The organism is Fundidesulfovibrio soli, assembly GCF_022808695.1.
Taxonomy (GTDB): Bacteria; Desulfobacterota; Desulfovibrionia; order Desulfovibrionales; family Desulfovibrionaceae; genus Fundidesulfovibrio; species Fundidesulfovibrio soli.
On sequence record NZ_JAKZKW010000018.1, the window covers coordinates 36048 to 49345 of the forward strand.

Annotated in this window: 13 protein-coding genes; 3 read left to right on the forward strand and 10 right to left on the reverse strand. The window is 67.6% G+C overall.

All coding sequences use genetic code 11. The features are described 5' to 3' along the window. Positions 1-3 precede the first annotated feature (3 nt). The 4 genes from hisS to MLE18_RS14080 all read right to left on the reverse strand — a co-directional run bounded on the left by hisS (position 4) and on the right by MLE18_RS14080 (position 4283). Entirely contained in the window at positions 4-1248 is a 1245-nt protein-coding gene (hisS, locus tag MLE18_RS14065) for a histidine--tRNA ligase (protein WP_243439435.1), read from the reverse strand. Between the two features lie 63 nt (positions 1249-1311). After that, positions 1312-2037: a class I SAM-dependent methyltransferase gene (locus MLE18_RS14070; RefSeq protein ID WP_243439436.1), complete on the reverse strand. Its 726-nt coding sequence runs from the start codon at positions 2035-2037 to the stop codon at positions 1312-1314. 86 nt (positions 2038-2123) lie between these two features. Beyond that, positions 2124-3812, reverse strand: a complete 1689-nt coding sequence (locus MLE18_RS14075; RefSeq protein ID WP_243439437.1) for a glutamine--tRNA ligase/YqeY domain fusion protein — start codon at positions 3810-3812, stop codon at positions 2124-2126. 264 nt (positions 3813-4076) lie between these two features. Then, a complete protein-coding gene (locus tag MLE18_RS14080) occupies positions 4077-4283 on the reverse strand; it encodes a Nif11-like leader peptide family natural product precursor (RefSeq protein ID WP_243439438.1) in 207 nt (68 codons plus the stop codon). 116 nt (positions 4284-4399) lie between these two features. Here MLE18_RS14080 and MLE18_RS14085 point away from each other — a divergent pair, with 116 nt between their 5' ends. Beyond that, the gene (locus tag MLE18_RS14085) at positions 4400-5149 is read left to right on the forward strand and encodes a methyltransferase domain-containing protein (RefSeq protein ID WP_272483573.1); all 750 of its coding nucleotides are present in this window, start codon (positions 4400-4402) and stop codon (positions 5147-5149) included. A 197-nt stretch (positions 5150-5346) separates the two neighbouring features. Here the strand turns inward: MLE18_RS14085 and rlmN are convergent, their stop codons facing one another. The 6 genes from rlmN to MLE18_RS14115 all read right to left on the reverse strand — a co-directional run bounded on the left by rlmN (position 5347) and on the right by MLE18_RS14115 (position 12219). Beyond that, positions 5347-6408 (reverse strand): dual-specificity RNA methyltransferase RlmN, encoded by a 1062-nt coding sequence (gene rlmN, locus MLE18_RS14090; protein WP_243439440.1) that lies wholly within the window; start codon positions 6406-6408, stop codon positions 5347-5349. After that, positions 6405-7730 carry an HD domain-containing protein gene (locus MLE18_RS14095; protein ID WP_243439441.1) on the reverse strand — a complete coding sequence of 442 codons (1326 nt, stop codon included), beginning with the start codon at positions 7728-7730 and terminating at the stop codon, positions 6405-6407. The genes rlmN and MLE18_RS14095 overlap by 4 nt, the downstream gene beginning before the upstream one ends. Positions 7731-7744: 14 nt before the next feature. Continuing rightward, positions 7745-9025: a dihydroorotase gene (locus tag MLE18_RS14100; protein WP_243439442.1), complete on the reverse strand. Its 1281-nt coding sequence runs from the start codon at positions 9023-9025 to the stop codon at positions 7745-7747. A gap of 3 nt (positions 9026-9028) precedes the next feature. Further along, positions 9029-9961 (reverse strand): aspartate carbamoyltransferase catalytic subunit, encoded by a 933-nt coding sequence (locus MLE18_RS14105; RefSeq protein WP_243439443.1) that lies wholly within the window; start codon positions 9959-9961, stop codon positions 9029-9031. 70 nt (positions 9962-10031) lie between these two features. Beyond that, positions 10032-11153, reverse strand: coding sequence for an amidohydrolase family protein (locus MLE18_RS14110; RefSeq protein WP_243439444.1), 1122 nt, complete (start codon positions 11151-11153; stop codon positions 10032-10034). Further along, the gene (locus MLE18_RS14115; RefSeq protein ID WP_336605586.1) at positions 11146-12219 is read right to left on the reverse strand and encodes an elongator complex protein 3; all 1074 of its coding nucleotides are present in this window, start codon (positions 12217-12219) and stop codon (positions 11146-11148) included. Before MLE18_RS14115 ends, MLE18_RS14110 begins: the two co-directional genes overlap by 8 nt. 56 nt (positions 12220-12275) lie before the next feature. Between MLE18_RS14115 and MLE18_RS14120 the strand changes: the two genes are divergently transcribed. Next, complete coding sequence (locus MLE18_RS14120) at positions 12276-12692, forward strand: HIT family protein (RefSeq protein WP_243439446.1); 417 nt, start codon at positions 12276-12278, stop codon at positions 12690-12692. A gap of 25 nt (positions 12693-12717) precedes the next feature. Further along, a complete protein-coding gene (locus MLE18_RS14125) occupies positions 12718-13020 on the forward strand; it encodes an integration host factor subunit alpha (RefSeq protein ID WP_243310849.1) in 303 nt (100 codons plus the stop codon). Positions 13021-13298 lie beyond the last annotated feature (278 nt).

Genomic DNA, 13298 nt, shown 5'->3' on the forward strand with positions numbered 1-13298 from the left:
CCGCTAGGGGGCTATGATGTCCAAAAGGGTGTCTTGGGAAACGGTTTCCTGGGTTCCGGCCAGCATGTTCTTGACCACGACGGTCCCCTCGGCCAGCTCGGATTCGCCGAGGATCAGGCAGTAGCGCGCACCGGACTTGCCCGCCTGGCGCATCTGGGCCTTGGCGGACTTGGCCGCCAGGGCGCACTCGCCGGAGAGCCCGGCGGCGCGCAGCTTCTGCGCCAGCAGGAGCCCGGCGTCCAGGCCCTGGGCGCCGAGCACGGCCAGGTGGAAGTCGGGCGCCGCGGCTCCGGCGTCGCCCATGAGCAGGGCCAGGCGCTCCATGCCGCAGGCGAAGCCCACGCCGGGCAGGTCCGGCCCGCCGAGGTTCCTGACCAGGCCGTCGTAGCGGCCGCCGCCGGCGACCGCGGACTGGGCCCCGATCTTGCCGGAGGTGACCTCGAAGGTGGTGCGCACGTAGTAGTCCAGCCCGCGCACCAGCCTGGGGCTCAGCGTGTACTCGAAGCCCGCCGCGTCCAGGACGCCGGTGACCGTGGCGAAGTGGGTGCGGCAATCGTCGCAGAGGTAGTCGGAGATGAGCGGCGCGCCCTTGGTCAGCTCCTTGCAGCTGGGCACCTTGCAGTCCAGCACGCGCAGGGGGTTGGTCAGTTTGCGGCGAAGGCAGTCCTCGCAGAGCTGGCCGCCGTCGAAGCCCTTGAAATAGTCGTTGAGGGCCTGCTGGTAGGCGGGGCGGCAGTCGGGGCAGCCCAGGGAGTTGAGCTCGAAGTTGAGCTCGCCGATGCCGATCTCCGTGAGGAAGTGGCCCAGCATGAAGAGCATCTCGGCGTCCAGGTGGGCCGAGGGCGAGCCGAAGGCCTCCACGTCCAACTGGTGGAACTGGCGCATGCGGCCCTTCTGCGGCCGCTCGTAGCGGAACATGGGGCCGTAGGTGAAGAGCTTGGTCAGCTCCTCCTGGGCGTGCAGGGCGTTCTCCACGTAGGCGCGGACCATGCCCGCCGTGGCCTCGGGGCGCATGGTCAGGGAGCGGCCCTTGCGGTCGGGGAAGGTGTACATCTCCTTCTGGACCACGTCCGTCTCCTCGCCGATGGAGCGGGAGAACAATTCGGTGCGCTCCAGCACGGGGACGCGGGCTTCCTTGTAGCCGTATTGGCCAAAAACCCTGCGCGCGGCGCTCTCGAGGCGTTCGAAGACGGCGGCCTGATCCGCGAGCAGATCGGCGAAACCTTTGATTTTCTGGATTTTTTCCATGGAGGACCCCAGGGCGGCGTGCGCCCGGCAAAAGAGGGCTGTTAGCCCCAACACCTCGGGTTGTCAAAAACTCTTTGTGGGCTGCGCCCCCGCGAAGGAGAGCAGCGGCGTCAGCGGCGGCTCCGCGGTGAGGTCCGCCGCGCAGACGCAGTAGGCCCCAACCGGCAGGTGCAGCACCATCTTGCCAAGGCCCCACAGGGGCGGGCCGTCGCGCCAGGTGCACTCCGGGAAGGGCAGCACGCTGGCCTCCCTGACCGGAGCCAGGCCCAGGGCCTCCCGCAGCATGCGGTGCATGGCCCAGGGGGTGAACCACCGGGCCTTGGCCAGCAGCCTGTGCCTACGGGCAGAGAGCCGGTAGAGCGAGAAGGCGTTCACGTAGCCCACGATCACCCCGCGCCGGGCCACCCGCGCCGCCTCGCGCAGGGCCAGCTCCGGGTCCTCGATGTACTCGAGCACGGTGAGCAGGGCCACGTAGTCGAAGCTGTCCGGGTCGTAGGGCAGGTGCAGGGCGTTGGCCACCGAGCACTCCACCCGGTCGCCCAGGCGGTGGCGGGAGGCGGCCACCATCACCGGGGAGGCGTCGCAGCCGGTGACGTCGAACCCGGCCCGGTGGAAGAACTCAAGGAACATACCCGGCCCGCAGCCGATCTCCAGGAGCGTGCGCCCCCGCCTGGGCCAGCAGGCGGTGAGCTTTTCGATCAGGCGGCATTCCTGGGCGAAGGCGTACGCGCCGCGCGGGGTGGTCAGCCAGCGCTCGTAGAGCTCAAGGTCGCTTCGGTCCCAGTACATGATCTCATTCCATACGTGGAAACGCGGGGCGCGCAAGCGGCTTGTAGTGCCTGGAGAGGGGGCGGGGGATACCACCCCCCCTGAAATCAGCCTTTCTTCTCCTGCCGCGCCCAGGAGTCGCGCAGGCCCACGCTGCGGTTGAACACCAGCCTGTCCGGCCCGTGGTCGCGGCGGTCGGCCACGAAATAGCCCAGGCGCTCGAACTGGAAGAAGTCCTCGGGCTTGGCCTGGGCCAGGCTCGGCTCCACCGGGCAGGCCGGGAGCGTCTTCAGGGCCTCGGGGTTGATGTAGTCCTTGAAATCCTTGCCTTCCTCCACGTCCATGGGGTCGGCCTTGACGAAGGCCCGGTCGTAGAGGCGCACCTCGGCCCAGGCGGCGTGCCCGGCCGAGACCCAGTGCAGCGTGCCCTTGACCTTGCGACCGTCGTCGGACCAGCCGCCCCTGGTCTTGGGGTCGTACTCGCAGACGATCTCAGTGACTTCACCGGTCTTGGGGTCCTTCACCACGTCCACGCAGGTGACGTAGTAGGCGTGGCGCAGGCGCACCTCCTTGCCGGGGGAGAGGCGGTGGTAGCCCTTGGGCGGCACTTCCTTGAAGTCGTCGCGCTCGATGTAGAGCTCGCGCGAGAAGGGGATGCTGCGCGTGCCCAGCTCGGGCTTGTCCTGGTGGTTGGGGCACTCGAAGGTTTCGGTCTGGCCCTCGGGGTAGTTGCGGATGACCACCTTCACCGGGTCGAGCACGGCGAAGGCCCTGGGGGCGCGGTCGTTCAAATCCTCGCGCAGGCAGGCCTCCAGCATCTCGATCTCGACGGTGTTGGCCGCGCGGGCCACGCCGATGCGCTCCGCGAACATGCGCAGGGATTCGGGCGTGTAGCCCCGGCGGCGCATGCCCTGCAGGGTGGACATGCGGGGGTCGTCCCAGCCGGTGACGTAGCCCTCCTCCACCAGCTGGATCAGCCTGCGCTTGCTCATGACCATGTAGGTCAGGTTCAGGCGCGCGAACTCGTACTGCCGGGGCCGGGCGGGCACGGGCAGGTTGTCCAGCACCCAGTCGTAGAGTTCGCGGTTGTTCTCGAACTCCAGGGTGCAGATGGAGTGGGTGATGCCCTCCAGGGCGTCGGAGATGCAGTGGGTGTAGTCGTACATCGGGTAGATGCACCACTCGTCGCCGGTGCGGTGGTGGTGCGCGTGGCGGATGCGGTAGAGCGTGGGGTCGCGCATGACGATGTTGGGGGAGGCCATGTCGATCTTGGCCCTGAGCACCCGCGCCCCGTCGGGGAACTCGCCCGCGCGCATCCGGCGGAAGAGGTCCAGGTTCTCGTCCACGGTGCGGTCGCGCCAGGGGCTGTTCAGGCCCGGCTGGGTGAGGGTTCCGCGCGTCTCGCGGATCTGCTCGGCGGTCTGGTCGTCAACGTAGGCCAGGCCTTTCTTGATGAGCAGCTCGGCGTACTCGTAGAGCTTCCCGAAGTAGTCGGAAGCGAAATACATGCGGTCGTCCCAGGTGAAGCCCAGCCAGCGCACGTCGGCCTGGATGGCGTCCACATACTCCTGCTCTTCCTTGGTGGGGTTGGTGTCGTCGAAGCGCAGGTTGCAGGTGCCGCCGTATTCCTTGGCGACGCCGAAGTTGAGGCAGATGGACTTGGCGTGGCCGATGTGCAGGTAGCCGTTGGGCTCCGGGGGGAAGCGGGTGGCCACGGCGGTATGCTTGCCCGAGGCCAGGTCCTCGGAGACGATGGTGCGGATGAAGTCCAGATGCTCTTTGGCGTTGTCGCTCATACGTGCGTCCTTTTCACCTTTTGGGTTAACCAGGAGGCAATAGGGAAAAAGGCGCGTGCGGTCAAACGCCGCGCCGACGGGGCTTCGGGGCCGGATGCCTTGCCGGGCGGACGGCCCGGATGGAATGGGGCGGGTGGCGCGTGGTAAGCGCCTCCTGCCCGGGCAGGGTTGCCGGGGCTTGGCGCAGCAACTGGGCGCGGGCGGAGCGGGGCGGTTCCGGGTGCGCCCGGGGCTCCCGATCCGATGGAGACCCCGGGCGGAAGATCAGTCCTTCTTGGGCAACTGGTCCGTGCCGTGGACTTCGTAGACTTCCTTCTGGGCAAGCTTGAACTCGTCTATGTCGAAGTCGTAGCCGCTCTCGCGGATGAAGGCCCAGTTGCACTCGGGGTCCTCGCACTGGTTGACCTGGCGCCGGAAATCCGGGTCGTCGCGCATGCGCTGCATGTATGCCTTGGCGGATTCGATGCTCATGGAACGCTCCTTTGCTTCTGTGCCGTGTAAAATAAGCTGTTTGCCAAAAATGGCAAGAATCGTTCTTTTTGATCGAAAATCTTGATGATAGCCGCATCAATGTATAGGTTGAGTCCATGAAGCTGAACACCCAGCAGCGCCAGCGCATCGCAGCGACCCTGGACGAGAAGTACCGCTCCGTGGCCTCGGCCCCGGAGGGTCAGTTCCAGTACCCCACCGGCCAATCCGGGCTGGACGGCCTGGGCTACGAGCCGGGCTGGTACGCCCACATCCCGGAGCGGGTGCGCCGCTTCTTCTGCGGCGTGGGCAACCCCTTCAAGGCGGGTCTGCCCGCTTCGGGCCAGCGCGTGCTGGACGTGGGCTGCGGCGCGGGCGTGGACACGCTGGTGGCTGCCGCCATGGTCGGCCCTGAGGGCCTGGCCTGCGGGGTGGAGCGGTCGTTCCCCATGCTGACGCGAGCCTGCCGCAACCGCGAGGCCTGCGGGCCGGAACTTGGCCATTTCGTGAGCAGCGTGGCCGAGGCCCTGCCCTTCGCGGACGCGAGCTTCGACTTGGTGATCTCCAGCGGGGTCTACAACCTTGTGGTGGACAAGCGCGAGGCGCTCCAGGAGGCGTTGCGGGTGCTCAAACCCGGCGGCAGGCTCCAGGTGGCCGACCAGATGCTGGTGGGGCCGCCGCCCGCAAACGAGGAGGAGGCCGCGCTCTCCTGGTTCAGGTGACAGGGCGGCGCCATACCGGGAACGGAGTTCCTGGCCATGCTTGGTGAGATCGGGTTCGAGGGGGCTGTCAGCCTGGGCGAGAGCGGGTTCAAGAGCTCCAGGGTGACGATGGGGATGGTGTTTGCGGCGGTGAAGCCGAAGAGCTGAATATCAGATCGAGAGGGCGCTGCCCTCTCGGACTCTCCCGCCAAAGGGGTTCCCCCTTTGGAATCCATTTTCGCTTCGCGTCGATCTCCCAAGAGACGTCGCTCGATCGCAAACCCTTCGCCGGGGTCCGGGGGGAGGCACTCCCCCCGGCGGGGGCCTGGGGGCAGCGCCCCCTTCCTGCCGACTTTCAAGCTTTCCTAGTCGTCGCCGCGTTCGCTCGCCGTCACCAGCTGCCCGCAAGCGGCGAATATATCCTTCCCCTTGCTCTTGCGCAGGGTCACCGTCACTGACTTATCCCACAGAATCTTCTGGAACGCCTCCACGTCCGCCGGGTCCGGGGCCTCGTAGGGCAGCCCGGGCGACGGGTTGTAGGCGATCAGGTTCACCTTGCCCTTCACGTGGGACATGAGCCGCACCAGCTCTCTGGCGTGCTCCGGCCTGTCATTCACCCCGCCCAACAAAACATATTCGAAGGTCAGCTTCTCGCGGTGGGCCAGGGGGTACTGCCGCAGCACCTCCATGAGCTTGTCCAGCGGCAGGCGGGCGGCCTTTGGCATGAGTCTGGCCCGCAGCTCCTGCGTGGGGGCGTGCAGCGACACGGCAAGCGACCCCAGGCCCGTGCGCCCGAATTCCAGGATGCCCGGCACGATGCCCACGGTGGAGACGGTGATGCGCCGCGAGGAGATGTCCAGCCCCTGCGGGTGGCGCAGCGATTCCAGGGAGTTGACCAGGTTCTCGAGGTTGAGCAGGGGCTCGCCCATGCCCATGAACACCAGGTTGCGCAGCCTGAGCGCGTTGCCCGAGGCCTCCAGGTCGGCCCGGGCAACGAGGATCTGGCCCAGGATCTCCCCGTGGGTCAGGTTGCGCTTGAGCCCCATGGTGCCCGTGCTGCAGAAGGTGCAGCCCATGGCGCACCCGGCCTGGCTGGAGAGGCACTGGGTGACGTGGGTCTTCTCCGGGATGAGCACAGTCTCGACCTGCTCGCCGTCGTCCAGCTCCAGCAGGAACTTCACCGTGCCGTCGGAGCTTTGCAGGCGCTTGGCCACCTTGGGCAGCACGATGCGGGAGGACTCCTCCAGGCGGGCGCGCAGATCCTTGGAGATGTTGGTCATCTCCTGGGGCGAGGCCACGGCGTTCTGCCAGAGCCACTGCCAGACTTGTCGGGCCCGGAAAGGTTTCTCCCCGAGCCCGACGATGAAGTCTTCAAGCTGGTGGAAGTTCAAATCGAGAAGATTCGGCTTCCCTTGGGTTCCGGTCATCCTTTGAGCTGCTCCCGGGCGGTGTACTTCTTCACGAAGTCCACGGCCTGCTCCACGGTGGCCACGTCGCCCATGACCTGGGCCTTGAGCAACGCGTCGCGGATGATGCCCACGCCGGGTCCGGGAGGCATGGAGAGGATGGTCATGATCTCGTTGCCGTTGAGCAGCGGCTCGAGCTCCTCCTCGCGGACCTCCGTGCGGTCGAGCATCTTGAGGTTGTGGTTGAATTCCTTGTAGTTGCCGTTGCGGGCCTTGATGTCGGCGCGGGCCAGCTCGATCAGGCGCGGGTACTCGTCCAGGCTCTTGAAGCGGCGGATGCCCTTGTCCGTGAGCATGAAGTGGAAGCGCATGTGCTGGCGCACCAGGTGGCAGATCAGCTCCATCTCGTCAGGGGCCATGCACAGGCGGGAGAGGATCTTGCGCACAACCTTGGCGCCCACGCGGTGGTGCTGGTGGAAGGTCCAGGCCCCGTCCACGATTTCGGCGGTGTAGAGCTTGCCCACGTCGTGGAAGAGGCAGGCCAGGGTGCCGAACCAGTCGTAGGGCAGCTCCTCGGGGTAGTGGCGCATGACCTCCACGGTGTGGTCGAACACGGATTCGTCCTCGGTCTCGTTCTTCTTCTGCTTGATGCGCGCCAGGGCGGCCACCTCGGGCAGCAGGGCGTGCAGGATCATGGATTCGTAGAGCAGGCGGACGAAAACGTGCATGTTCTCGGCCTCGACCTTGCGCCACTCGTTCATGATCTCGGAGACGGGCACGTAGTCCAGCACGCGCTGGCCGCCACGCAGGATGGCCATCCAGGTATTGGGGCCGATGGGCAGCCCGAAGTTGGCGGAAAAGCGCATGGCGCGCACGGCGCGCAGGTAGTCCTGCTTGAGGGTCTGGTCCTGGATGCCCTTGAAGCGCACGATGCCCTCGGAGAAGTCCGCGAAGCCGTCGTGCGGGTCTTCCACGGTGGGCATGTAGGGGCAGGCGAAGTAGTCGGGCATGTTCTCGCGCTCGGCCAGGGTCTTGGCCAGGCGCGGGGTCAGGCGGACCAGGCACTCCTCGGGGTGGGAGGCGTCGGCGTTGTTGGACTGGTAGAAATGCAGGACCGTGTCGCCCTCGACCACGCGGGCGAAGCTGTCGCCTGTGTCGCGCTCCACGTTGGGGATCAGCTTCTGCAATTCGTCGAAGGCCACGTCGGTGCAGATGTCCAACTCGGGCTGGGCGTCGGCGGTCAGCAGGCTCTTCTGGAGCTTGGCGTTGATGACGTAGGCGTCGTACCCGTTACGGATGATGGCCTTGCAGATAGCGACGGCGTCTTTGAACGGCTGGCTCATGAACACTCCGGATGTTACGAAACGTGTTTGCCCGCCACGTAGAGCGCTTTGACCACGCCGGTCAGCTCGCGCCCCAGGAGCGGGGTGTTCTTGCCCTTGGAGAGAAGCGCCTGGGGCGTGACCTTCCAGCGGGCGTTGGGGTCGAAAAGGATGAAGTCCGCCGGGTCGCCGGGCTGGAAGCGGTTCAGCGGCAGGCCGAAGATCTCGGCCGGGCGCTGGCACCAGGCGCGGATCAGGGCCTCGACTGACAGCTCGCCGCGCGCGGCCAGCTCCCAGGTGACGGAGAGGGCCGTCTCAAGCCCGGAGATGCCGTTGGGCGCCTCGTCGAAGGGGGTCTCCTTCTCGTGGGCGGCGTGGGGGGCGTGGTCCGTGGCCAGGGCGTCGATGGTCCCGTCCTCCAGGGCGGCAAGCAGGGCCTGCCTGTCCTCCCCGGTGCGCAAGGGCGGGTTGACCTTGGCGTTGGTGTTGTACCCCTCGCAGGCCTCCTCGGTGAGGATGAGGTAGTGCGGGCAGGTCTCGGCGGTCACGGGCGCACCCTTGGCCTTGGCCGCGCGGATGACATCCACGCTGCGCTTGGAGCTGATGTGCGCCAGGTGCACCGGCACGTTCAGGTATTCGGCCAGCAGGCAGTCGCGCGCGGCCTGGATGGCCTCGCTGATGTCGGGGTTGCCGCGCAGGCCCAGGCGGGCGCTGACCACGCCCTCGTTGATTCCGGTGGCCGGCGCCAGCCAGGGGTCCTCGCAGTGGTCGATGACCGGCACGCCCAGGTCGGAGGCATATTCGAGGGCCCGGCGGAACAGCTCGGAGTCGGACACGGGGCGGCCGTCGTTGGAGAAGGCCTTGCAGCCCGCGGTTTTCAGCTCCTCCATGGGAGCCAGTATCTTGCCCTCAAGGCCCATGGTGAGCGCGCCCACGGGGTAGAGCCTCGGCCCGCGCGGGTGGGAGCGGGCGGCCTTGTCCAGCATGGTTTCGGTGATGGGAGCCTGGTCGTTGACGGGGTCGGTGTTGGCCATGCACATCACGCTGCCGAAGCCGCCCTTGGCCGCGGCGGCCAGGCCGGTGGCGATGGTCTCCTTCCATTCCTGGCCGGGTTCGCGCAGGTGCACGTGCACGTCGGTGAGGGAGGGCAGCAGCAGAAGCCCCTCGGCCTCCACCACCTTGGCCCCCTCGGGAGCGGCCTGCGAGCCGGAGGGGAACACGCCCAGCACGCGGCCCTTGGCCACGAACAGGTCCACATAGTCCTGGGGGGCCTGCGCAAGCGCCGCCCGGCGCACCACGAGATCAGCTTGGGACACGGGCTACTCCTTGCGTTCCTTGCGGGTGAGATAGAGGTGGAGCAGCGCCATGCGCACGTCCACGCCCGAGGACACCTGGTCCAGGATGAGGCTCTCGGGGGCGTCGGCCATGTCCGAGGCGATCTCCCAGCCGCGGTTGATGGGGCCGGGGTGCAGCACCACGCAGTTCTTGGCCGCCTTGGCCAGGCGCGGCATGTTCATGCAGTAGCGCCGGGAGTATTCACGCACGTCGGGCAAGAGCCCCGCCTGCTGGCGCTCCAGCTGGAGGCGCAGGCACATGACGGCGTCCACGCCGCGCACGGCTTCGTCCAGGTCGTTGAAAACGGGCACGTTCCAGCTTTTCACGGCGTGTGGCATGAGCGTGCGCGGGCCGCACAGGCGCACGTTCGCGCCCAGCAGCCGCAGCAGGTGCACGTTGGAGCGGGCCACCCGGCTGTGGGCCACGTCGCCCAGGATGAGCACGGTCTTGCCCTCCAGCCCGCCCCAGCGCTCCGTGAGGGTGAAGGCGTCCAGCAGGGCCTGGGTGGGATGGGCGTGCCAGCCGTCGCCGGCGTTGATCACCGCGCAGTCGAGCCGCTCGGCGATGAACTGGGCCGCGCCGCTCATGTTGTGGCGCATGACGATGCCGTCGGGCTTCATGGCCTGCAGGGTGAGCACCGTATCCTTGAGGGACTCGCCCTTGACCAGCGAGCTGCCGCTCTTGGCCAGGGAGAAGGTGTCCGCCGAGAGGCGCTTGCCCGCCACGTCGAAGCTGGTCTTGGTCCGTGTGGACGGCTCGGCGAAAAAAAGGATGACGGACTTGCCCTTGAGGATGGGCACCTTCTTCACGGGCCGTGAGTTGATCTCCTGGAAGGACTTGGCCGCCCTCAGGATTTCAAGGGCATCGGCCCTGGAAAGCTGGGTGACGTCGAGAAGATCCTTGTGTGGCCAGGTCATAGGGCTCCTTGGGGATGGTGGGGGTGGCCGAGATTCGCACCCGCCATTTTCCATAGGATTCGCCCGGGCGTCAATCGCGCAGTGCTCCTTCCAGCGACGCGGGCAAAACGGCGACGCGCGCGGCTTTGCCGGGCTCGAGCGTGCCCAGGCGGGCGAAACCGAGCACCCGGGCGGCGTTGGCCGAGAGCATGGCCCCGGCCTCCCGCAGGGTCAGGGGGCAGAATTCAAGCAGCGCCGCGAGTTCCGCCCATAGGTCCAGGTCAGGGGCGGAAGCCAGGGAGTCGGAGCCCAGGCAGCAGGGCACGCCCGCGTCCAGGAGCGTGCGAACCGGAGCGCGGCCCACCCCGATGACCGAGTTGGAGCGGGGGCAGAGGCAGACCGTGGCCCGGCTGGCGGCCATCAGGGCGATGTCCTGCCCGGAGAGGTGCACGGCGTGCACGGCCAGGGTACTCTCGTCCAGCAGGCCCAGTTCGGCGGCCCAGGCAACAGGGCTCATCCCGGGCGCGGCGAAGCCCGGGGGCAGGATGCGCTGGCGCACGAAGTCCGCGAAGTGGCCCGCCCCCCCCGCCAGCAGTTCGACCTCTCCGGCGTGCTCGGCAAGGTGCATGGAGAAGGCCTTGTCGTGGGCCTTGTCCCAGGCCTTGGCCCGGCGCAGGGCTTCCGGGTCGGTGGAGTAGAGCGCGTGCCCGGCCAGGCTGCCGCCAGGGACGGGCGTGAATGACGAATCGTCGTACGTATAGCCGAACACTTCGTGCTGGATAACGTAATCAAGCGTTGCGTTTTCCAGCACGGCAGCCACCTCGGCGCCCTTGCGCGTGGCGATGTCCGCCACGGCGGCCGTGCCGCTGGCCTCCATCTGGGCCACGGCGGCGCGCACCGCGGCCGGGGAGAACTCGGCAACTGGCTGGGCGATGAGCCAGCGCACCCACTCCAGGAAACCCGCCCCGAGGAAGGGAGGCAGGCCCAGGTGGGAGAGCTCCAGGTGGCAGTGGGCGTTGACGGGCGCGGGCAGCAGGGTGGCTTCGCCCATGTCGCGCACGGCGGCCGGAGCCTGGGCCTTGATCGAACGCCAGGGTCCTGCCTCGGCCACGCGGCCGCCGCGAACGATGATGGCGCCGTCCTCGATGGCCGGGGCGTCCGGTGAGACCAGCACGCGCCGGGCGCGCAGTACGTAGGTGTCGGTATCAGTCATCTCGCACGTCCAGTTGGAAATCGTCCCTGTCCTCGAAGCGCACGCGGTCGCGCTCCAGGCCCAGGGCTGCGTAGGGGGCGGCCAGCTCACGGGCGTGGCCCCAGAATCCGCCGCTGACGGCGGCCGGGGCGCGCAGCCCTGCGGCGCGCCTGTCGCCGAGCAGCTCCGCGACAAATAGGTGCAGGGCCAAGGCCCGCACCCTCATGCCCAAGGCGGGGTGCGTCGGCCCGGCCAGCACGGCGGCCTCAAGGTCCGGCTCGTGGGCCAGGCCGATGCGCGTCACGGCCACGCCGGCGCGCCAGAGGCGCAGCACCGCCGGGGCCAGGGCCTTGATGGTCCGCTCCAGGCTCCAGGGCTCATACCCGCCCGAGCGCCAGAGCTGCTCCAGCCCCGTGCCTGCCAGCACCAGGCAGGGGTGCAGACGGACAGCCTCCGGCGCGAGGGCCGCGGCCTGCTCAACGTCCCGTGCGAAATCCTCCGGTGTGTGCCCGGGCAGGCCTGGCAGCAGGTGCAGGCTCAGGCCCAGCCCCGCCTCGCGAACGGCCAAGCAGGCCTCGAGCGAGGCATCCGCCCCGTGGCCGCGCTCTGCCAAACGCAAAACACGCTCGCAGAAGGTTTGCACGCCCAGTTCCACCCTGTCCAGCCCTTGAGCGGCCAGCTCGCGCAGCAGCCCGGCCTGGGCGCGGTCCGGCCGGGTGGAGCAGCGCACGCCGCTGACCACGCCGCGTTCCCGGTGGCGGCTGGCCGTGGCCATGAAGCGATCCCTCCAGGCGCGGGGCAGGGCGGTGAAGGTGCCGCCGTAGAAGCCCACCTCCAGGGGGGCGTCCGGCCGGGCCGCTTCCAGGCAGCGCTCCAGGAAGTCGTGCGACTGCTCCAGCGAGGTCGTCTTCACGCCGGTCTGGGCGTGCTGCGCGCAGAAAAGGCAACGCCCCGGACAACCAGCCAAAGGCAGGAATACCGGCAGGATGCGAGGCCTGGCCTTGCTTGGGGCGGGGTGGGCGAACCTCAGGGAGGCCCCACGAGGGCACTTGTTTTGATTTCCCTCTTGCAAAAAAAAATCTCCCAAGCTACCAAATGGTTATAGTGCTGGTGGAACGCCAGCGGCTTCGATTCGAGGTGCCCATGTCTGCCGATTGCCTCTTTTGTAAGATCATACGCGGGGAAATTCCCTGCGCCAAGGTCTACGAGAACGACGCGGTTCTCGCCTTCCTGGATATCGCCCCCGTGAACAAGGGCCACACGCTGGTGATACCCAAGGCGCACCACGCCGACATCTACGATCTGCCCCCCGCCCTGGGCGCGCAGCTGCTCGAGGCCGTGCAGGCCGTGGGCGCTTCGTTCAAGGGGGCGCTCGGGGCGACCGGCATGAACCTGGGCATGAACAACGGTGCCTCCGCCGGGCAGATGGTTTTTCACGCCCACTGGCACCTGATTCCCCGCTTCGAGGGCGACGGGCTGAGCCTGTGGCCCCAGAAGAGCTACGCGAGCATCGACGAGATGAGCGAATTGGCCCGGAAGATAGCGTCTTATATCCGATAACCCCTCGACGCCCTTGGAGGACGCCATGAGCGGGAAGACCCTCACGAAAGCTGAAATCGTGGATTACATCTACGAAAAGACCGAAAAGAACCGGGCGGAAGTGAAAGTCCTGGTGGACAACCTGCTCGAGATCATGAAGCAGGCCATCAAGCGGGACAACTCCCTGCTGATCTCCGGCTTCGGCAAGTTCGACGCCTATGACAAGCGCGCCCGCAAAGGCCGCAACCCCCAGACCAGCGACTCCATCGTGCTGCCGCCGCGCAAGGTGGTGGTTTTCCGCCTTTCGCGCAAGTTCCGGGCTGAACTCAACCCGGACGAAGAGCTCTAGTCCGGTCCGGCGAAGCCTTCCATGCAGGCGGTCCCCTATGGGGCCGCCCGCGCCCCCTTGCCCGTTGCCGATACACGCACGCCCCGGTGCGCGCCCTTGAGGTGCGCCCTGGCGGTGCGGCCGTGATGCCCGTCATGGCCGATCCGGGCTCTATCGCGTCGCCCTCATGCCCTGCCCAGCCGCTGGAGTTCTTCCGTCTAGCGAAGCACCTGCCGTAATGTCAGGAGTTGCTCCTCAGGAGCGGATCCATATGGGTGTCCAGAGGGGCGAAGCTCCTT